Genomic DNA, 21,184 nt, shown 5'->3' with positions numbered 1-21,184 from the left:
AGTCAATCAATTTGTTCAAAAAACCTAGTTTTTTTATTTATTCTGTGACAAATCGCCGCAATGCATCAGCAACCCCATGGTCTGTATTGCTAGCCGTCACAAAATCAGCTTTTGCTTTGACCAAATCGGGCGCATTCTCCATCGCAACACCGATACCGGCTGAAGCAATCATTGGCAGGTCATTAAAATTATCGCCGATCGCTAAGGTTTGCGCCAGCGGCACTTGGAAATAGGCCGCTAATTCATTTAGCGCCTTATCTTTTCCCACAGCTTGATGAGTGACTTCCAAATAATTCTCTTTGGATAAATAAAAGGCGCTTTCTAAAAAGTCAGCGTTCTGGCAGGCAGCATGAAGCGCTTGGATTTCTGCCGTTGTGCCGATCAAAAGAAACTTATGTACCTCAAAAGCTTCTTGTGCCAACAGTTGTTCCAATGAAGTTTCCAAAGGGGTCTCTTTGGTGATCGCCGCTTCTGCCTGTGCCCACTGATCCACTCTTTCGCAATACCACTGATCACCAGAGTAGACATTGATCGAAACGGCAGGAAAATCAGCTTTGATGCGAGCAACCAAAGTCTTTGCTTCTGCTTTTTTGACCTCATGACTAAATATTGGTACAAGCGTACCCGTATGATCGTACCGTCCAATCAGGGCACCGTTGTAGCAAGCCAAGGGCCAGTCTTCTATCTCTAATTCTTCAGCTATCGGTAGCATTCCTTTCGGGGAGCGAGCGGAAGCCAAAACAAAAGGAATCGCTTGCTGCTTCAACCGTTTGATTTCTTCAATCAAAACCGGATCGATTTGATGTTTATGATCCAAGATCGTCCCATCGATATCACTTAAAATAAACCCAATCTGCTTTTTTTCCAAATAAACCATCCTTTCCCATTCCCATCCTTTTTACGAAAGCGAATTGATCCATCGCTTTCGACCAAAACAAGCGCCGTTTCCATAAAACGAAAACAGCTTTCTTGTCCTTCTTTGCTTCCAGTTTACCATACTAGCCAATGAAAAAAAGAGTGCATCGCTGCACTCTTAGGAAGTATAGATATAAAACTCGATTTCCTTCTTGATCGGCTTTTTGATCCGGCGTTTCACAGCAACTGCCCGCTTCAAGCCCATATGCTCATAAAAACCGTAATTACAAGTGGTATCGGTATAAAGGAAAAACGGAGCTGTTTTATCATGCTGGACCATCGCTAAGAAGGAAGTAAAGAGTTGCTTGCCTACACCCAATCCTTGTGTTTTGGGACTAACGGCAAACAAACCAACTTCGGTCTGAAAAGGAATTTGTAAGTCTTTCAACATCGCTTGATTTAACTCAGCCACCTCTTTGGCATAATGCAGCAGCGTGTTTCTCCCTTGATTAGAAAGCATTAAGCAGCCAGCATGCCACATCGTTTTCCCCCAATAGCGCATTGGATGAAGCTTCTTCCCTCTTTTACTGTCTGCTAATAAGATACCGACAGCTTCACCATTTAAAAGAGCCACACGTGAATAGGTAGCACGGGCAAGTTCATAACACAAAAAGACATGAGCAAAGTGTTTGGCGGTCTTCTGGTCAAATTGCTTGTCGTAGTTCCAGCTATCAATAATTACTTGCACAAGCGCAGGCAGATCTTCTCGTTTAAATGGTCGATATATTACTTGTTTATTCATTCTATCTTCCTCCCAGTAGTTGACTATCTTTAGTATAAAGTTTACAGTAACTGTAAAGTCAAGGAGGAGCGCCATGAAAACCAAATTAAAAGTATCGGAAATGGCACGCTTAGCGCGAATCAATCCTCGGACACTCCACTATTATGACGAGATTGGGCTATTTCAACCAAACAGCAAAGACGAGAACGGGTACCGGTATTATTCCCTTGATCAACTTTTGGATCTCGGATTGATCCTGTCATTGAAAGAATTATCGATGCCCTTAAAAGAGATTCAAACAGCGTTGCAGGGGGATGCCGAGACCATGAGAAACTTATTGGAAGCCAAGCGGCAAACCATCGATGAAAAAATTCAGCAGTTGTCCAACATCCAAAAAATCATCGAACGAAAAGCAGCGGACTTGCGTCTGGCTGCAGAAAAAACTTCCCCCTTCACCTTGAAGGAACAGCCAGAGGAGTATTTCTCCCTTAGTCCTAGATTAAACGGCAGCAGCATCCCAGAGATGATCACCCAAGCCTACGACCTTTTGATGGCACAGCCTTATCTTTTCTCGAATAACGAATACGGTTTTATGATTCGGACGAACAAAGACAATACGCAGGACATCGACTACGTTTATGTGCGGCAAGAAGAACCACAACGAGCTTCCGTCGTGAAACCAGCAGGTTGCTATTTAACCACCATTTATCAGGGGGATGACGAAGGATTGAAGCAGTTCTATCAAAAACTCAAGCAGCTGATTGCAGCGCACCAATGGCAAATCGATGACTACTTCTATGAACGATCGATCCATGAAACGACCCTTAGCAACGAGCAAGCTTATTTGACAGAGATCCAAGTACGGATTTTATCTGAGGAATAAGGATTCGTCTAAACAACACTAAAAAGTAAATGAAAAAACGCAACGACCACGAGCAGTTTCTTTCGCCTCGCCGTCGTTGTGTTTTAATTAAATCAAATGGTTTTCTTTCAACAGATCGCCAATGTAGGTATGTTCGGTTTTCTTAACGAATCCTTCCAATAGTTTCCGTTCGATAAATGGTAGCTCCATTTCCGTGATTTTTTTCTTATCGGTCAGATAATAGACAGCTTTGGCCAAGGTACGCAGATCATAAGCGGAAGCAAACACTTCTGGTACCCCGCGTTCCACATCTAATAGCTGATAAACAGCCTCCATTGCAGTCCGAACGGAATACTCTGTTGTAAAAACAGTGTCTCTTTCAGTCTCTGCGAAATTACCGATAAAAGCTAAGTTTTTGGAGCCATTTGGAATAACCAATGGCCGATCCCCTGGCTCACGCAGCATGAAGTAGGAAGTGATAAACGGCATGTAAACCGGAACTGCCACACTTGATTCTTTTGAAATGCGTTGGATTTCTGCTTCCGGCACGCCTAAATGGTAAAGCAGTTCTTGCACGATTTCTTGTCCCGAACATTGTTCAATTGGTTTTTTGATGTAGTTTCCTGGCGTATTTGACAACAATCCATACACCCATGTGATCGTTTGTTGGTCTTTTTGTTCTTTAAAGTGCGGTTGGCGATGGGTCGCAAAGCTCATCATCCAATTGGAATCTTTGATGGTGATGATCCCGCCAGTGACGATTCTGCCTGTTCGCAACTTGCGATGGGTCAATTTTTCTAAATAAGGTTCAACATCAAAATTTTGCCAAGTGACAGTTGCCGAAACAAACCAGCTTTCTTCAGGTAAGTTTTCATAAAAGACTTCTGGATGACCAAACTCAGGCGATTGCGCCGCCAAGTTTTTCCATAAACGCCAGCTACCACCAGGTGCTTTTGAGATAGGCGCTGGAGTATAATGGTCCCCTTGCGTGGAACTTTCAGTGATCGATCCGTTGGTAACAAAGACCAAGTCATCTTCTGACAAAGGAATTTCTTCGATTGCCCCCGCTTTTTCTAGCACAAGTTTTTGAGCAACTTTTTCCTCGCCCACGATCCGAACATCGATATTGCTGACTGTGCATTCATATTGGAAGTCGACTCCTTGTTCTTCCAAATAAGCAAGTAGTGGTTTGACCAATGACTCATATTGGTTGTAACGGGTAAATTTTAACGCGGTAAAATCAGGCAAGCCATCGATATGATGCACAAAACGCAACACATAGCGACGCATTTCAATCGCCGAATGCCATTTTTCAAAGGCGAACATCGTACACCAGTATAGCCAAAAATTGGATTCAAAGAATTCTTCGCCAAAAACATCTTCGATTTTTTTCCCGATCAATTGATCTTCTGAAGTCATAAATAATTGAGTCAATTCTTTTTGTGCTGTAGCAGACAAGGTAAATTCTCCATCATCTGCTGCTCGTTGGCCGCGATTGTGGATGATCCGACAGTTAGACGAATTTGGATCATCGTGATCCAACCAGTAAAACTCATCTAACACCGAAGCATCTTCCACCTCCAAAGACGGAATCGAGCGAAATAAATCCCACAGACACTCAAAATGATTTTCCATTTCTCGACCGCCGCGGGTCACAAATCCATCATGGGGAATGAATTTTCCGTCTAATGAACCGCCTGATAAAGAAAGTTCTTCAAGGACGTGGATTTTCTCACCCGCCATATGGCCGTCACGGATCAAGAAGACTGCCGCAGCAAGTCCTGCTAATCCACCACCAACAATATAGGCTTCTTTCTTTTCGACATCTTTCGGTTTTCTGCTTCTTGCAAAAGCTTCGTAATTTCCGTTCGTATATCTCATGTAGATCCCTCCTAATATTGGTACGTTTTTATGGTATCAGTAACTATTTTTTTTGACAAAAATTTGTACTAGTAAAATCAAGTGATTTTGACAAATCGGCCTTTTTGTCAAAAAAACAAGGGCAAAGTCCCACCTTTTAGAAGATCTGCGCCCAGCACAAAAAGCGCCCCTAAGAAAACTGATTGCAGCTTTCTTAGGAGCGTTTCTAACAAAGGACAAACCCTTTGCCTTTTCAATAAAATATTTATTTCACGCGTAGAGCGAAGCTAGCAGTCGAAAAGCCTGATTGTGCTTCGGTGACTGTATAACCCGTGCTTGGCGCATGGATATAGCTTGTATTACTTGTAGCGATCGCTACATGGTAGGTATTCCCTTTTTGACCCCAGAACAGCAAGTCGCCAGCTTGTGCTTGCGAGACAGGAATGATCGTCCCTGCGCTTTCTTGTGGGACTGTCCAATCACCGATGTTTTTGCCCGTCACTTTTAAGAAGACGTAGCGTGTAAACCCAGAACAGTCGAAGACATCTGGTCCTTTGCCTCCCCATTGATAAGGAGTGCCGATATGTTTTCTAGCTTCTGCAACGATCGCTGCTCCGTTCACGCTCATCGGAACATTAGTATTGCCTGCGTTGTTATTGTTGCCAGGAGTCGTCGCACTGACTTCTTTGACATATGCTGCAGATACCCAGCCACCAGTTGATAACTTATACCAAGTGGTATTGCCATTGACTGACGTGCCTTGTTTTTGAGCCACTGCTTTGAAGGTCGCATTACTGCCCAAACTGCTGACCACACTTGCAGAAGTCGATGCATTTGAGCGCACATTCATCCCAGTGGTTGTTTGGAACGTCTTATTGATGGCTTGCTCACTCGCATTGCTTGAGCCGTTTGATGAACCAGTATTGTTTGAACCTGTGTTTGAATTATTGTTATTACTTGTATTTCCAGAACTAGACGTGACGTCACGCACATATGCCGCTGTGATCCAGCCACCAGTCGATACTTTGTACCAAACATTGGTGCCGCCAACGGATGTGCCATTTTTCTGGGCAACGACCTTCACCGTCGTGCTGTTGCTTAGGCTGCCAACGACACTGCCGCTTGTTGACGCACTCGAACGAACATTTAATGCCGCTGTTGTTTTCACGTTCTTGCTGATAGCCGTTTCTGCAGAAACACTTGTATTGCCGCCAGAAGAACTATTGCCTGTGGAGCTACTGGAAACATCTTTGACATAGGCTGCCGTGATCCAACCGCCTGTGGACAATTTGTACCAAGTGGTCGTGCCATTCACCGATGTCCCACTCTTTTGTGCAACGACCTGTACTGTCGCATTACTGCTCAAACCGCGTACGACACTAGAACTTGTCGTTGCATTTGAACGGACGTTCAATGCAGTAGTCGTTTTCACTGATTTCGAAATTGCTTTTTCCGATGAAGAAGACGACGAATTGGACGAGCCTGTATTGGCAGAAGAAGAGCCTGAGGTGCTCTTCACATAAGCCCCTGAGATCCAGCCGCCTGTTGATAGCTTATACCATATTGTATTGCCATTCACTGAGGTACCGTTCTTTTGAGCCACCGCAGTGATTGTTGTATTTGCTCCTACACCACTTACGATAGAGGCACTTGTTGAAGCATTTGAACGAACATTCAGTGAAGCTGTTGTTTTAAATTGTCGATTGATCGCCGTTTCAGCTGACGATCTGGCAAGAGTAGCAGTTGTGTTGGTTGATGACGAAGCGTTCGTCGTTTCGGTCGCATGAGCAAGAGACGTAAAGACACCTGATGTTGATGCTAACGCTGCTGTGATACCCAATCCTTTTTGTACGAAAAGGGACCGTTTTTGTTTCACTAAACGCTTCCGTTTGATTTTCCGAGATTCCAATAAAACACCCCCTGTACCCCATTTTAACAAAAATTAATATTTTTTGATATTGTTTTCGTTTTGTATTTTTTTAATTTGCGTTTAATAAAACGTGTCATTTATTTTCCTGCGTTATTCTTTTTAATCACTTTCTCTTTGACGCTGACCGTTGGCACTATATTTACAAAGATTTCTATAAACAACAAAAAAATGCTATTTCATTCAACGTTATTTTAATTCGCGAATAAAAACAGGATTTTTTTTACAAACAAACCCACTTTTTGAAAATCAAGACTGTTATTTGAATAACATTTCTTTCCTGATCCCCTTTTTCAAAAATCGATACTAAAATCACCCATTTATCATTCCTTTTTTACACACGGGATTCTGTGAAAAAAGTTTTTTCAAAAAGAATGCTTCTTTTACCAGTGTGATCGACGCTATGATGAAATCCTGTTACATCGCTTCCAACTGGATACGAATTTTTTGATAGAGAAGTCCCTCACTTCTACCGAAAGAAATATTTTCACAATGTATTTCATACGAAAGTTTATAATACCAAGGAGAAAACCAAGAATTTGCATAAGTTTGTGAAATTATGCTATACTAAAAAAAAGGAAGAGGTGACCGAGTATGAAAACAAAGACGAAAGAAAAAGTTTATGCTGAACGACAACATAACTACAAAACGAAAAAAGAAGAGATTTTCAAAAAAGCCCTAGATTCCGTACCGACCACAGACAAGAAAAAAGAAGAACAGAAAAAGAAAGCGTAGAATCCTGCGTTTTCTTTTTTTGTTGATCTGTAAAAAGACGAGGCTTCGCCGAAGGGTGGCGAGTCTCGTCTTTATTGTAATCGAAAAAAAAGCAGGCTATGATACTTTCTATCTCAACCATTGTCAATTCACCTTGAAAATCACCGAATGACTACCATCAATGCAATAAAGGGAAACTCTTCCTCAAAAGAAGCGACAGTTTCTTATTCCAACGGGTCTTAAACACAATATTTAGTAGGCGAAAACACGTTCCTACAATATATTGTGGATAAACCTGTTGAAACTGTGCATAACTAAAAAGCCTGCGATTTTTTTGCAGACTTTTTAGTTATTGACATGCTTGAATTAATCTAGAGATAAATAATTGCTCACATTATCTGGTAACGGTTTAAAGCCATTCTTTTTGTAAAAATCCGCTGCGGGCATACTTTCTTCGGTATCTAACAGGATCGTTGGAATCTCTTTCTTGAGCAGATCCTCTTTGATCATTTCTAAGAAAGTGGAACCCAAGCCCTTTCCTTGGTGCGTGCCTGTAATTAAAAAGGTGTCGACCACATACTCTTTTCCTTGATACCAGGGCTTGATAAAGCCCAATGAAAGACCAATCAATTCATTCGATGCTCGGTTTGTTAGTCGATAACCAATAAAAGTATTCATTGCCATCATTGATGATACATAGTCGGTGATTTGCGGCACTGTCAATTGGTCATTCCATGGTTCTGCTGAAAATACAGCAATATAGTGGTCCACGACTTCTGCTAAATCTGCCGTTGTTAATTCACGCATGCTTACGTTCTTTTCCATCCTATCTCCTGCTTCCCTTTCTATTTCGGTCGAGCCTATACTCGAAGAATCCACTAATTTTTGTGCGTGTATCAATCATCGATTCGTTTTGCATAGCCATTGCCATAACTGATATAACGGCGCTTTTGGTTGACGGCCATTTTTTTATGAATCTCTGCTTCAAGATCAATGGAAAGGATTTCTGCTAACCCAAGAAGATAAATCGCCACATCCGCCAATTCTTCTCCTACCTCTTGTTGCTTCCGATAGGCATCAAAGGCCTCCCCTATTTCACCATATAAAGCCAAAAACTCTTTTTCAATATTGGTGACATTGAATTGGTGATCAATCTTGTTTTGATAAATCGCTTTTTGCATTTCTGATAGTTTCATAGTCGCTCCTTTTGGGATAGTATACCATTTAATTAAAATTCAAAATAGAAACTTAGTAAAAAAATCACCTCAAAAAATAGTGACCCCAAAACGTTAGAATTTTGATCTAACTTTTGTAGGTCACTATAATATAGGATTCCCTTTTTTTTATTCTGCCCGCTCCAATTCAGCAGATTTGATTGCAACCCGTTGAGCGATTTTTAGAAATGGAAAATAGATTGCTACACAGACGACGATGATGATCACCTGAACTAAGACAACTTTGAAATCCCCTTTTGATGCCAATAATGCACTAAGAATTGGCGGTGTCGTCCAAGGAACCATGACTGAAAGTGGCTCAATGAATCCTACTGCGGTCGCAAAGTAGCCAATCAACGTCGCAACAATTGGACTTGCAACGAAGGGAATGATCATTGGTAAATTGAAGACGATCGGTAAACCAAAGATGATTGGCTCGTTGATATTAAAAATACCCGGAGCTAAGGATAGATTGACGACATCCCGAAAAGGTTGGTAATTGCGGACGAATAAGAGCACTGCAATGATCAAACTGATCGTAAATCCAGTCCCGCCTAGTTGTGCGAAAACCGTCACGAATGCTGAATTTAAGATATTGGGCGGCGCAGCACCGTCCTGCACGGCTTGCATGTTTTCATTCATATTGACTAACAGCAATGGATCTAATAAGGTGCCATTGATGACGGTTTGGTGAATGCCTAAAGTAAACAGAAAGTTGCCCGTTGAATAGATGATCAAGAACCCAAAAATCGATGTGTTCAATAAACGCAGTGGTTCTTGGATCACTGTGGAAATGATTTGAATCAGATCGGTATCAAAGGCTGCTAGCACGGTCGCAACTAAGGCAAAGAAAGAAATCACTAAAATAGCAGGGATCAACGTGCTGAAGGATTTGCTGACGGCAGGAGGAACTTGATCCCCTAAATTGATTTTTAAGTGCTTGTTTTCTGACAGTCGAATAAATAATTCCGTGGCAACTAACCCACAAATGATTCCAGAAAACATCCCTTTGGTCCCGACATCATCAAACAGCATCACACCACTGATGGTCACTTCTGCTTGGGTGCCTTCTGGCATCACGGCATGAGCCATCGCCAACATGACCACTAAGCAAGTCGTTGCCACAAAAGTTGCATTGATAGCGCTTGGATTATTTTTGTTGCGACAAAGGAAGTAGGCGATCATCGGAGCAATCAGCAAACCGGCGATATTCAATGTTCCATTGGTGATGGAATTGCCAAACACTTGCATTCGCGCCAAGGCAGCCCCTTCTAAGAACCACGGAAAGAAGACATTATTAAACAACACAGCGATCCCTGCGATAATAAAGGCAGGCATTAAGGTCGCAAACGCATCACGAAGACTTTTAAGATGAACCTGATTGCCGAGACGGACCGAAAACTCTGTAAATTTATCTAAAAACGTGCGCTTTTCTGCTGCCATTTTCTGTTCCTCCTATTCTGCATATGGGTTTGTATAGATCGTACTACCATTCGTTTTGATCACTTCTTTGAACCATTCATACGATTTTTTCGGCACACGTTTCATATCTCGCAACTCATGATTGCCACGATTGACATACACAAGTCCGTATCGTTTCTCCATATCACCTTGAGAGCTCAAAATGTCGATCAGTCCCCAGCCAAGATAACCAAGACAGACCACTCCATCTTCCACCATCGCTGCAAACATCGCTCGAATATGCTCTTGATGGTAGGCAATCCGGTAATCATCTTGAATCGGTTCGTTGCCATTCCAATGCTCTCTGACACCAATTCCGTTTTCAATCGGAAACACTGGCAACCGGTACCGCTGATAGACTTTATTTAAGACATCACGGAAGCCGAGCGGATCAATTTGCCAATTCCATTCCGTCGTTTCAATATACGGATTGTCTTGTTTTCCAAAAGTCATGTACCGATTTGGCGGCGTTCCTTCAGGGATTTTTTCAGCGTTCAAGGTAGAAGAAGCATAATAGCTAAAGGCAATGTAATCATTTTTCTGCGCTGCGATCGCTTCTAATTCCCCAGGTAAAATATTCATATTGAGTTGATGATTTTTCACGTATCGGTCTTGTGCTGCCGAATACTTGCCGTGCGCATAGCAATCTAATAAAGTAAAATTCGCAAATTCATCAAACTCTCTTGCTGCTTTGATGTCTTGTGGACGACAAGTCGCTGGATACGCTTCAGAATACGCCAGCATGCCGCCAATCTTCGCATTTGTTGTTTCATGAAGATAGTTACAGATCTCTGCATGGCAAACCATGACATTGTGGAAAATTTGATACAATTCTTCTGTTGTTTCTTCCCCTTCTAAATAGCCGCTGATCTTAAAACCATGATCTTGGTGGAAAAGATTTTGTTCGTTGAAGGTTAACCAATAATGGACTTTATCCGCAAAACGATCCACCATTTCTTTTCCAAAGCGAATGAATGCGTCCTTCACTTCTTTGCTGATGAACCCGTTATAGGTTTTCGCCAGATGTAGGGGCATATCAAAATGGTACAAACAAATCATAGGCTCGATTCCTTTAGCTAACAGATCATCAATAAAACGATCGTAAAAGGCGATCCCTTCTTCATTAAAAGCACCATCTCCATCGTGAACGACCCTTGACCAAGAAATTTGAAAACGATACATGTTCATCCCCAAATCTTGCATATAATCAAAATCTTCTGTATACGCATGATAGTTATCATTTGCTACATGCCAATCGCTAGCCTGTTCCGAAGCTTCCCGTATATCATAAACGGATAAGCTTTTACCACCTTCATTCCAACCACCTTCTGTCTGCATACTGCTGACACTGTTCCCCCAATAAAATGTTGTCATAGTGATTCCTCCATCATTTGTATTCGCTTACAAAACCTATTATAATTAGGTGAAATCGGCATGTAAATTTTTCAAACACACATGTAAAGCTTTTTCTGTACATTTGAATTGCAGTTGATTCTTTAATGATATACCTTGTTTTTATCCCCTTCAAACAAAACTCAAGTCCATGAATTACTTTACATAAGGAGTGATGACTATGACAAAATACAAAGAGATTGTTGATCAGTTGCGGACGAATATTTATGAAGGTGTTTTTCCATCTTTATCAAAACTACCGGAACAAACGGCGTTAGCCAAACGATTTCAAACCTCGCGAATGACGATCCAAAAAGCGCTAAATCAACTGAAGCAAGAAGGCCTGATTTCCACCAAAAGAGGTCATGGCACCTATGTCAATTCAGCGAGCTACCAAGGACAGATCAATGAGTATATCGGTCTAGTCAACCGATATGGCGGGCGGCATAAAGTGCAAAGTAAAATCATTAGTTTCAATGTTCGTTTCCCAGAAGCCAACGAAATGGATTACTTGTCCTTGCGAGAAAACGAACCTGTTTATGATATCGTACGACTGCGCTATGTTGATAACGAACCCTTTGAATTGGAGTACACGATCATGCCCATCAAAACCATTCCCGATATTGATATGGCGATCCTTGAACACTCGATCTATCGATATATCACTGATTCCTTACACCTCAAAATAGGTCCCGCCATACGTAAAATCCGTGCCGACAAAGCAGATTCCTATGATATCAAATATTTAGAAGTCGATCCCAATGATCCGATCTTAGAATTAGAACAAGTTGCTCGTCTCTCCGACGGGCGGCCCTTCGAATTTTCGCAAACTCGTTATCCTTACCAAAATCGTGAGATTTACTATCTTTCTGAACCTTAATGGCAAAAAAACAAGCCTGAAGAAAACTCAGACTTGTTTTTATTGTCTAGGAAAGGTGAACTCGTTAAGATTCTTCGGTTTTTTTCGCCGTTCGCTCAGGACTGACCCAAACGCCGCTACCGTAGCCAAGGATGGTTTTGACGGCTGGAATAAAGGTAGTGACGATCGTTATGGCATTAATCATCCAGTAAAACAGCATGTAAAAAGGGGCAAAGCGGAAATACTTCAGCTTGCTGCGGTTATCATCCACTAAGAGACTGGTAAATAGCTGCATGACCCCTGCAATCATCTCAAAACACACGAAGAGAAAGGCCATCGTAAACATATGGTAGATCCGCTCGTAATTCCCAGTTGCCCCATAATAAATCAGATAAAAAACAAACAAAGCCGAAGACAACCAGAAAAAGAATGACCAGATAATACTTAAGGACTGATCCACAAACATGGCGGTTCGTCCGATATTTTCAAAAGGGTGTAAGAAAACTTTTTTAAAATTGGTCAACCACACTTCCGTCCCGCCTTTCGCCCAACGTTTCCGTTGCCGATAGAGCATCTTGAGGGTTTCTGGTACCTCCATGAAAAACATCACTCGTGACGCAAATAAGGACAACCAACCATGGAATTGATGATCCCAGGCAATACTGATATCTTCCGTGGCACGATTTTGTCGAAAAAGACCAACATCCATCAATGCAGCTCTACGATACATCGTGTTGGCACCGCTATAGGCATAGATGACGCCGAAAACAGCTTGCTGGGTCCGTTTAATAATTCCTACGATACTTGAAAACTCAACAGTTTGTGACTTTCCGACGATGGTTGTGCGATTTTGAACGTCCATATTCGCCGTAATAGCAGAGATATTGATGGAATCTTGACGAATGAAATAATTGACATATTTCCACAATGCATCAGGTTCAGGGACCGTATCTGCGTCGTTACTCAAGATCAATTCCCCTTTGGCAAACCCTACCCCAATATTAAAGGCATGGGCTTTCCCTTGGTTTTTTTCGATACGCAAAACCCTTAGATTCGGGTACTGTTCCATTAAGCGATCTAGTATCATAGGAGTTTGATCCGTTGAGCCGTCATCCGTCACCAACACTTCATAGTTGCTGTAGTTTATGTTATTCATTAAGTAATGAATCGTGTCTTCAATAACGATTTCTTCATTGTGAGCCGGTACCATAATGGTGATCATCGGTTCGATTTCTTCGGGAATCGGTATCCACTCCAACTGACGGTAGCGGAATAAAAACCGATTGCAGATCACCCCGATGAACCAAGCAAAACCTCCTAATATCGGATACGTGAACAGAATCATTAAAACAACCGTTAAAAATGTATCCAGCCACGGGAACCCAGTATCAAAATTGACAACCATCAGCCCACCCCATTTCTACGGTAAAGATCCTGGATCTCAGTTTCTCCGATGTTTTGTTCAGGAGCAACGGCATAGTATTTGGCAGCGTGACGCTCTTCTTTCGTTCCGAAGCGTTCTTCGTAAAATCCTTCTAATACTTCTTTGCGTTTTTCTAAGGCAACTTCGTCATGCATCGATTGCTTTTGTAGCAATCGTTTGAAACGGCGATTGTTCCTCAAGGTCAACAAAGTAAACGTCAGAACCAAGACCAAAAAAGAAATTCCTAAGAACAACGCCAAAAAATCAAAAGTCACTGCTTCTTCCAGATATGTCCGAAAGGCGATCCGATCCGCAAGATTCGGTAAAGTCAGCGGGATGGCCAGCCAGACAAACGGAACCAAGACCATCAGCCAAGTAAGAATCGTCAAAAACGTTTGGCGGGTTTTCAAAGCAGAACGACCTTTTTGAAAATATGCATCGGTGACCAACCGTTCTTTGACTTCTTCCCGTGTCACTCGTTGTTTCATTTTACTCACTCCTTAAAAAGTATTTATTTGCTGTTAAGAAAAAGAAGCAACAAAAGCACGTCGTCTTTTGATGGACCTCCTACGTCCTTCTATTTGACCTACTTGGACTTTTTGCCAACTTTCAACGCATTGAACAACGTGTGGAATTGGCCTTTAAAGGACATCACTTGCTCAAAAACATCTTCCCCATTGTTCAACATCTTGACGGTCACCCAGCCTAATGCTTCGGTAATACCGCTAGCCACACTGGCATTGATCGCAGCTCCGGCAACGGTACCAACTGCTGGGATAAATTTCAAGATATTACCAACGGCACTGCGACCGAAACTCACAACCACTAACTCTTTCGAGATACTCTTCGCTAGCCCTTCACGCCATGTCCGCCCAAAAATACGATACAAACGTGCCATCATCGTCATCTGAACCGGCACGAGTAACACTGCATCTGAAAAAGGAATCGGTGAACAGCCGATGATCGCCGCCGTCAAAGAAGCCGCATGGATCGTGCGGTGGGCTTTTTTCCGCGTTTCATCATCTACGCCAACCAAAAACTCCTCAAACACCTGATCAAATTGATCCTTGCTTTTCGCTAACACTTTTTCCGCCTGAGCTTTTGATCCGTCATAGCCTTTCATCACAAGGGCAGCCGATTTTTTCGGCATTCGCTTCATGACATCCGCAAAAAAAGAAGTAAATTCCGCTTCTTCTTGCAGCTCTTCTCTCGTTTGACTTTGCTCGACTTGAACGGACTGTTCCGTTAATAATTCATTTTCGTTTTGCTTCTTTTTGCGTTTTATCCATGGTTTTTTCAAAGAAATGTCTCCTTCTTTCGACTCATTGTTCATTTAAAAATCAAAGTGAGCCATGATTTTGTTCCTCTTTCTATTTTAGCTCAGGTTTTTCAAGATAGCGAAAATGTAGCTTGAGAGAGCTTACACTTACTGAAAAATGCAAATTTGCATCTTCAGATTATTTATTTATATTATCGTTTTTTTATGCTATGATACACAAAAGGAGTGGATCGAATGAAAAAGAAATTGAATTGGAAAGTCCTTTTTTATTTAGGCTTATTGACTTACTTTCTTTTAAGCGGTATCTTCGCATTCTTTGGGGTCGAAATACCGTTTCTTTATAAACGTTGATCTTCACGTTTTCTCAGAACAATATCATTCAACCCTTTGCTCTATGCTAAGACAATCCATCATTCTAACATCCATATAATCTAATTAGAAAAGGTGATTTTCTTGTCCATTTTATTTGATTTATTGCAGCTACTTGCCGTTATCTGTATCGCGTATTTATTGTTCACAAAAAACCATTTCCTCAAGCAATTAACCGCTGTTCAGAAAATGGTCTTTCTCGTCTTATGTGTTTCTGTGCTCCTACCGGCTCTTTATGAATTTATCACTGGGTTTGCGCAGGGATTTTGGGAACGGTTGTAATTGCCGTTCCTTAGAAAACACGCTGCCTTTACAAGACAAATAGATAGCTCATACTTACCAATCCTTTCTCCTTTGATTCAAGCAATGAACCAATTCTTTGGTGCTTAGAATACTAAGAAGAAAGTTTTTTTTCTTTTTCTGTGTTGAAGTATTTTTTGATCGCACAAAAAAAGAACCCCTCAAAAGAGGAGTTCTCAAGGCTTGCTTACATCATGCCGCCCATACCCATTGATGGGTCCATTGCAGGAGCTGCTGGCGCTGCTGGTTCTGGTTTGTCGGCAACGACTGCTTCAGTTGTTAACAATAATGCGGCAACAGAAGCTGCGTTTTGTAATGCAGAACGCGTTACTTTTGTTGGGTCAACGATCCCAGCTTCTAGCATGTTTACCCATTCGCCAGTTGCTGCATTGAAACCAACACCTAAGTCAGCGTTTTTCAATTTGTCGATGATGACTGAACCTTCGTAGCCTGCATTTTCAGCAATTTGACGAACGGGTTCTTCTAATGCACGTAAAACGATTTTGACACCTGTTGCTGCATCGCCATCTGTTTCGATTTCTGCAACTTTGTTGATGACATTGACTAAGGCAGTTCCACCACCAGAGACCATGCCTTCTTCAACAGCGGCACGTGTTGCGTTCAATGCATCTTCAATACGTAATTTCAACTCTTTCAATTCAGTTTCAGTTGGTGCCCCAACTTTGATCACTGCAACTCCACCAGCAAGTTTTGCTAAGCGTTCTTGTAGTTTTTCACGGTCAAAGTCAGAAGTTGTATCAGCGATTTGGTTTTTGATCAATTGAACGCGTGCGTCAATTGCTTCTTTTTCACCAGCACCTTCAACGATCGTTGTGTTGTCTTTATCCACAACCACTTTGCTTGCTTGACCTAAGTTATCGATGGTTGCATCTTTCAACTCAAGACCTAAGTCTTCAGTGATCACTGTACCACCAGTTAAGATCGCAATGTCTTCTAGCATTGCTTTACGACGGTCACCAAATCCTGGTGCTTTCACTGCGACAACGTTGAATGTTCCACGGATTTTGTTCAAGACAAGTGTTGGTAATGCTTCGCCATCAACGTCATCAGCGATGATCAATAATGGTTTTGATTGTTGTAAGATTTGTTCTAACAATGGCAAGATATCTTGGATGTTAGAGATTTTTTTGTCAGTGATCAAGATGTATGGATTTTCTAACGCTGCTTCCATTTTGTCGTTGTCAGTTACCATGTATTGTGATAAGTACCCACGATCAAATTGCATTCCTTCCACAACATCTAATTCTGTTTCGATCCCTTTTGATTCTTCAATAGTGATAACACCGTCATTGCCGACTTTTTCCATTGCATCAGCGATGTATTGACCAACTTTTTCACTACCAGAAGAAACAGCACCAACTTGTGCGATTGCTTCTTTTGAATCAACGATTGATGAAATGTTGTGTAGCTCTTCTACAGCCACTTTTGTTGCCATTTCGATCCCACGACGAATACCTAATGGGTTCGCACCAGCGGTGACATTTTTCAATCCTTCACGAACGATTGCTTGTGTCAATAACGTAGCAGTCGTTGTTCCGTCACCAGCGATATCGTTTGTTTTTGAAGCGACTTCAGAAACAAGTTTTGCGCCCATGTTTTCAAAATGATCTTCTAATTCGATTTCTTTAGCGATCGTTACACCGTCATTTGTAATCAATGGTGAACCGTAAGATTTTTCTAAAACCACGTTACGACCTTTAGGACCTAAGGTTACTTTTACTGTATCTGCTAATTTATCTACCCCACGAAGCATTGCTGCGCGTGCGTCTTCTGCAAATTTGATTTCTTTTGCCATGATTTCATCACCTCAAGTATTTTTTATTTTTCTTATTCTACTACTGCAATGATATCTTTTGCAGCAACGATCAAATATTCTGTTCCTTCATATTTCACTTCTGTGCCAGCGTATTTTTCAAACATTACTTGTTCGCCAACGTTGACAGCAACAGGAGCTTTTTCACCGTTTTCGAGCGTGCGTCCTTCGCCGACTGCAATAACGGTACCCGTTTGTGGTTTTTCTTTTGCTGCTGATGCAAGCACGATTCCGCCTACAGTTTTTTCTTCTTCTTTTGCGACTTCGATAATCACACGATCACCTAATGGTCTTAACACGATAAATCCCTCCAATGAATGTTATAGAATTTAGTATTAGCACTCTCTTGTATCGAGTGCTAACTTACATTTTCAATATTACTCATTTTCCCAAATTTTTGCAAGCCTTTTGCTAAATTTTTTTTGCATTTCTATTTGATTGATAAAAATAGTAGGATTTTTTGTTTCTAGAAGCAACCTAGTCTATAATGAAGCAAAGGAGTGTGAGGAAACAACTATGTCTTTATCAAAATATTCTTTGTCCACGATTCTTACTTACGGCATCGTCTTTTTTCTACCGATCGCCTTCATCCCTAGCGGACATCAAGTGGCCGCAACAACGATTGGTTATTTAGTTGGTGCTGCGATCATGTTTTTCTTGTATTTCAAACAAACGGAACCGTTATCGTTTGAACACAAAAGATCAAAAATTTCATCGATTCTTATTTATGGACTGACAGGTATTATTGCAGCGATCTTGTTGCAAAATCTAGCCATTTTTATCGAATCCTTTTTCGGTGAAGTCAGTGCTTCGCAAAATACCGAAAATATCATTGCTATTGTGCTACAAAACCCACTGTTCGTCCTCGCGGCAATGGTTGGTGGACCAATTATGGAAGAATTTGTCTTCCGCAGAGCCTTAGTTGGCATCATTGGGAAATACAGCAATGTTTGGGTCGGTGTAGTGGTCAGCGCTGTAGCCTTTGCCTTTGCCCATAATGACAATCATCTCTTAGTCTATATTTTCTTAGGACTGTTCTTTTCTGGGCTTTATGCCTTGACCGGCAGCATTTGGACTTCCATGATTACCCATGTGGGAATGAACACTTTAGTTATTATTATTCAGTTGTTGCTTCATTACGGCTATATCCAAATGCCCTAAAGAAAAAAACGCTACGCAGAAATTTTGCGTAACGTTTTTTTCTTTATACCTTCATGCCATTGGACGCAATCACTTGCTGATACCATGCAAATGAATCTTTCTTCCGACGATCAAGGGTCCCATTTCCTTCATTGTCTTTGTCCACATAGATCACACCATAGCGTTTCTTCATTTCCCCTGTACCAGCAGAAACTAAGTCAATGATGCCCCACGGTGTATAACCTAATAAGTCGACGCCATCATAAGCTACTGCTTCTTTCATCATTTCGATATGGGCTTTCAGGTAATCAATACGGTAGTCATCATGGATCTGTCCATCCTCTTCCACTGTATCTACGGCACCAAAGCCATTTTCTACAATGAAGAGCGGCAATTCGTAGCGTTCGTTGAACCAATTCATGGCGTAGCGTAAGCCCACGGGATCAATCTGCCAGCCCCATTCGGAAGCATCAACATAGGGATTATCCACCAGATCTTGGCTCTCATCATAGTCATAGGTTGGATCATTTTCCTTACCTTTGATCGCAAAAGACATATAGTAACTAAAGCCGATGTAGTCAACACAGCCGTTTGCCAAAATTGCTTCATCTTCAGGGGTGATATCTAAATCAAATTGTTTTCTCTCAAAATAGCTGCGCATATATCTCGGATAGTGTCCACGGGCATGCACATCTGAAAACCAATAGCGGCGCTGCATGGCCACCGTGGCTGCCATCATGTCTTTGGGATCGCAAGAATACGGATAGATTGGACACATCGCGATCATCGATCCGATTTGAAACGCAGGATTGATTGCATGCCCTAGCGCCACCGTTTTCGCACTGGCAACGAGTTCGTAATGGGCTGCTTGGTACATGATTTTTTCTCGGTCTTCTCCTTCGGTAAAGAACAGACCGGAATTGGTAAACGGCGCAAAATCTTCTTTGTAGTTTGCTTGATTGTTGATTTCATTGAAAGTCATCCAATACTTCACTTTCTTTTGATAGCGCGTAAAACAAACTTCTGCAAAGCGGACAAACAAATCGATCAACTTACGGTTACGCCAACCTCCGTATTCGGTAACTAAATGATAGGGCATTTCAAAGTGAGAAAGGGTAATAACCGGCTCAATGCCATAGCGTAAACACTCATCGAATAATTGATCATAAAAGGCCAAGCCTTCCTCATTTGGCTCGCGTTCATCACCTTCTGGAAAAATACGGGTCCAGGCAATCGATGTTCGGAAGCACTTCAACCCTAATTCGGCAAAAAGCTTGATGTCTTCAGGATACCGATGATAAAAATCGATCGCTTCATGATTGGGATAACTTTCGCCCGGTTGGATACCTTCCGTGATTCGGCGAGGAATTCCGTTGCCTCCGACTGTCATGACATCAGCGACACTCACGCCTTTTCCGCCCGAACGATAGCCGCCTTCCAATTGATGAGCAGCGACTGCGCCACCCCATAAAAAATCGTTTCTAAGTTTATTCATTTCTTTTCAACCTGCTTCCTTGGTATTAAACGATCTCTGTTTCTTGTTTATAGTTCAAACTATCGACCTTACGAATGAAAGGATAGTAAATAAAGAAGCCGATTGCTAAAACAACAAATTGTAAAATAGCGGTCCGGATGCCCCCTACTAGAAAACCTGAAATGATCGGTGGGGTCGTCCACGGAACTTGCACAGCAGTAAATAGCGGTACGATACCGGTATAAAGTGCAAAATACGTGATCACGCCTGAAACCATCGGTGTCAAAATAAATGGTAATACCATGATCGGATTCATGACGATCGGTGTCGCAAAAATAATTGGTTCATTGATATTAAAGAATGCTGGGATCAAGGAGAGACGTCCTAATTGTTTGAACTGCGCTGAACGAGCAAAAGCCACCATATATAGCACGATGCCAATCGTCATTCCTGCGCCAGTTACCGTCATAAATTGATCTAAAAACTGTTGGGTCACGATGTGTCCCCCATTTTCCAATGTCAATGCTTTACCAGATTCAAGAATAGCCGTATTTGCTAATGAATTGGCTTGTAAAATCGGCCCCATGATGCCGCCCACGATCGTCGAACCATGAACCCCGAAGAACCACAAGAATGGTACTAAGAAGCCTAGCATCATTGCACCGCCAAGAGAATCCGTCACACCTTGCATTGGACTTTGAATCACGGTGTAGATCCATTCGACCACGGTTGTCTGAAAGACTTTATCAAAGAAAACATAAATGCCTAATGCGATGGTCGTCAAAACAGCTGCCGGAATCAACGCTGTAAATGAGTTTGCAACATTGGTGGGTACTTGTTCTGGCAGTTTGATCCGGATGTCGCGTTTTAAGAACCAAGTATAGCCCCAACCCACAAAAAGCCCTACTAAGATGGCACTGATCATGCCTTGTCCACCAGTCCATGTTTTATCAATGACATTTGCGATGGTCACATTTGCTTCAGCATCCGTTACACTTGACTCCATAGTTAATAAGAAAATAACTAAACCAATCATTCCTGCAGGGAGTCCTTCGTAACCTTCTGCTTTTACATACGAATAGGCGATGCCCATTACGGCGAAAAAGGCCATAATTGCAAAAGAGGCGCCATAGGCTTGGTTGAAGTATTCACCTAAGCCGCTATTCGTTACCCAATCCGCAATCGACTGGACGGGAAAGTTTGCTAATAGCAGGAAAATCGATCCTACGATTGAAAAGGGCATCGTATAAAGCATACCGTTTCTTAATGCAGTGATTGCTTTCGTATTAACAAATTTTAATATTGGGGGTAATAATTTCTCATTGATCCATTCGTTCATCTCACATCACTCCTAAAATAAAATTCCATCCACCGGCCAGTGAATTCGCTTACAAATAAATCTTAATGGATAATATTCCCCTTGCCTATAGCTTTTCTAAG

The 21,184-nt window shown here is 41.8% G+C and carries 20 protein-coding genes; 5 read left to right on the top strand and 15 right to left on the bottom strand.

The window, feature by feature from the left end:
• Positions 1–37 precede the first annotated feature (37 nt).
• Together IGJ12_RS03950 and IGJ12_RS03945 are read right to left on the bottom strand one after the other, a co-directional pair.
• Positions 38–877, bottom strand: a complete 840-nt coding sequence (locus IGJ12_RS03950; RefSeq protein WP_005237353.1) for a Cof-type HAD-IIB family hydrolase — start codon at positions 875–877, stop codon at positions 38–40.
• 156 nt (positions 878–1,033) lie between these two features.
• Entirely contained in the window at positions 1,034–1,657 is a 624-nt protein-coding gene (locus tag IGJ12_RS03945; protein ID WP_430619381.1) for a GNAT family N-acetyltransferase, read from the bottom strand.
• A 73-nt stretch (positions 1,658–1,730) separates the two neighbouring features.
• Between IGJ12_RS03945 and IGJ12_RS03940 the strand changes: the two genes are divergently transcribed.
• Entirely contained in the window at positions 1,731–2,519 is a 789-nt protein-coding gene (locus tag IGJ12_RS03940) for a MerR family transcriptional regulator (protein WP_430619380.1), read from the top strand.
• A gap of 87 nt (positions 2,520–2,606) precedes the next feature.
• Here the strand turns inward: IGJ12_RS03940 and IGJ12_RS03935 are convergent, their stop codons facing one another.
• Positions 2,607–4,379, bottom strand: a complete 1,773-nt coding sequence (locus tag IGJ12_RS03935) for an oleate hydratase (protein ID WP_008377255.1) — start codon at positions 4,377–4,379, stop codon at positions 2,607–2,609.
• Positions 4,380–4,623: 244 nt separating this feature from the next.
• Complete coding sequence (locus IGJ12_RS03930; protein ID WP_008377254.1) at positions 4,624–6,267, bottom strand: SH3 domain-containing protein; 1,644 nt, start codon at positions 6,265–6,267, stop codon at positions 4,624–4,626.
• A gap of 612 nt (positions 6,268–6,879) precedes the next feature.
• Between IGJ12_RS03930 and IGJ12_RS03925 the strand changes: the two genes are divergently transcribed.
• Complete coding sequence (locus IGJ12_RS03925; RefSeq protein WP_005237363.1) at positions 6,880–7,020, top strand: hypothetical protein; 141 nt, start codon at positions 6,880–6,882, stop codon at positions 7,018–7,020.
• 345 nt (positions 7,021–7,365) lie between these two features.
• On the opposite strand, the gene IGJ12_RS03920 is transcribed toward IGJ12_RS03925, so the two are convergent.
• The 4 genes from IGJ12_RS03920 to IGJ12_RS03905 all read right to left on the bottom strand — a co-directional run bounded on the left by IGJ12_RS03920 (position 7,366) and on the right by IGJ12_RS03905 (position 11,048).
• Positions 7,366–7,824, bottom strand: coding sequence for a GNAT family N-acetyltransferase (locus IGJ12_RS03920; RefSeq protein ID WP_430619379.1), 459 nt, complete (start codon positions 7,822–7,824; stop codon positions 7,366–7,368).
• Between the two features lie 71 nt (positions 7,825–7,895).
• Entirely contained in the window at positions 7,896–8,195 is a 300-nt protein-coding gene (locus IGJ12_RS03915) for a MazG-like family protein (protein WP_005237365.1), read from the bottom strand.
• 147 nt (positions 8,196–8,342) lie between these two features.
• A complete protein-coding gene (locus tag IGJ12_RS03910) occupies positions 8,343–9,656 on the bottom strand; it encodes a PTS sugar transporter subunit IIC (protein WP_430619378.1) in 1,314 nt (437 codons plus the stop codon).
• A 12-nt stretch (positions 9,657–9,668) separates the two neighbouring features.
• On the bottom strand, positions 9,669–11,048 hold the full coding sequence (locus IGJ12_RS03905) for a glycoside hydrolase family 1 protein (RefSeq protein WP_244733261.1): 1,380 nt from the start codon (positions 11,046–11,048) through the stop codon (positions 9,669–9,671).
• Between the two features lie 199 nt (positions 11,049–11,247).
• Here IGJ12_RS03905 and IGJ12_RS03900 point away from each other — a divergent pair, with 199 nt between their 5' ends.
• On the top strand, positions 11,248–11,946 hold the full coding sequence (locus IGJ12_RS03900; RefSeq protein ID WP_042890025.1) for a GntR family transcriptional regulator: 699 nt from the start codon (positions 11,248–11,250) through the stop codon (positions 11,944–11,946).
• A 64-nt stretch (positions 11,947–12,010) separates the two neighbouring features.
• Here IGJ12_RS03900 and IGJ12_RS03895 read toward each other — a convergent pair whose 3' ends face one another.
• The 3 genes from IGJ12_RS03895 to IGJ12_RS03885 all read right to left on the bottom strand — a co-directional run bounded on the left by IGJ12_RS03895 (position 12,011) and on the right by IGJ12_RS03885 (position 14,681).
• Positions 12,011–13,330: a glycosyltransferase family 2 protein gene (locus tag IGJ12_RS03895; RefSeq protein WP_430619377.1), complete on the bottom strand. Its 1,320-nt coding sequence runs from the start codon at positions 13,328–13,330 to the stop codon at positions 12,011–12,013.
• The gene (locus IGJ12_RS03890; protein WP_016620620.1) at positions 13,330–13,836 is read right to left on the bottom strand and encodes a hypothetical protein; all 507 of its coding nucleotides are present in this window, start codon (positions 13,834–13,836) and stop codon (positions 13,330–13,332) included. The genes IGJ12_RS03895 and IGJ12_RS03890 overlap by 1 nt, the downstream gene beginning before the upstream one ends.
• Positions 13,837–13,934: 98 nt before the next feature.
• Complete coding sequence (locus tag IGJ12_RS03885; protein ID WP_430619376.1) at positions 13,935–14,681, bottom strand: YcjF family protein; 747 nt, start codon at positions 14,679–14,681, stop codon at positions 13,935–13,937.
• Between the two features lie 399 nt (positions 14,682–15,080).
• Between IGJ12_RS03885 and IGJ12_RS03880 the strand changes: the two genes are divergently transcribed.
• On the top strand, positions 15,081–15,278 hold the full coding sequence (locus IGJ12_RS03880; RefSeq protein ID WP_005237371.1) for a hypothetical protein: 198 nt from the start codon (positions 15,081–15,083) through the stop codon (positions 15,276–15,278).
• A 205-nt stretch (positions 15,279–15,483) separates the two neighbouring features.
• Here the strand turns inward: IGJ12_RS03880 and groL are convergent, their stop codons facing one another.
• Both groL and groES read right to left on the bottom strand, forming a co-directional pair.
• Positions 15,484–17,112: a chaperonin GroEL gene (gene groL, locus IGJ12_RS03875; RefSeq protein WP_005237384.1), complete on the bottom strand. Its 1,629-nt coding sequence runs from the start codon at positions 17,110–17,112 to the stop codon at positions 15,484–15,486.
• Positions 17,113–17,144: 32 nt separating this feature from the next.
• On the bottom strand, positions 17,145–17,429 hold the full coding sequence (gene groES / locus IGJ12_RS03870) for a co-chaperone GroES (RefSeq protein ID WP_005225291.1): 285 nt from the start codon (positions 17,427–17,429) through the stop codon (positions 17,145–17,147).
• A gap of 217 nt (positions 17,430–17,646) precedes the next feature.
• Here groES and IGJ12_RS03865 point away from each other — a divergent pair, with 217 nt between their 5' ends.
• The gene (locus IGJ12_RS03865; RefSeq protein ID WP_430619375.1) at positions 17,647–18,291 is read left to right on the top strand and encodes a CPBP family intramembrane glutamic endopeptidase; all 645 of its coding nucleotides are present in this window, start codon (positions 17,647–17,649) and stop codon (positions 18,289–18,291) included.
• A 43-nt stretch (positions 18,292–18,334) separates the two neighbouring features.
• On the opposite strand, the gene IGJ12_RS03860 is transcribed toward IGJ12_RS03865, so the two are convergent.
• Positions 18,335–19,765 carry a 6-phospho-beta-glucosidase gene (locus IGJ12_RS03860; protein ID WP_430601424.1) on the bottom strand — a complete coding sequence of 477 codons (1,431 nt, stop codon included), beginning with the start codon at positions 19,763–19,765 and terminating at the stop codon, positions 18,335–18,337.
• A 25-nt stretch (positions 19,766–19,790) separates the two neighbouring features.
• Complete coding sequence (locus IGJ12_RS03855; protein WP_005237388.1) at positions 19,791–21,083, bottom strand: PTS sugar transporter subunit IIC; 1,293 nt, start codon at positions 21,081–21,083, stop codon at positions 19,791–19,793.
• Between the last annotated feature and the right edge of the window lie 101 nt (positions 21,084–21,184).

It is taken from the genome of Enterococcus sp. DIV0802b (assembly GCF_050543535.1).
In the GTDB taxonomy this organism is placed as follows: Bacteria; Bacillota; Bacilli; order Lactobacillales; family Enterococcaceae; genus Enterococcus_D; species Enterococcus_D entomosocium.
Note: the sequence above shows the minus strand (reverse complement) of the source record. Positions and strands in the feature narration are given on the sequence as shown.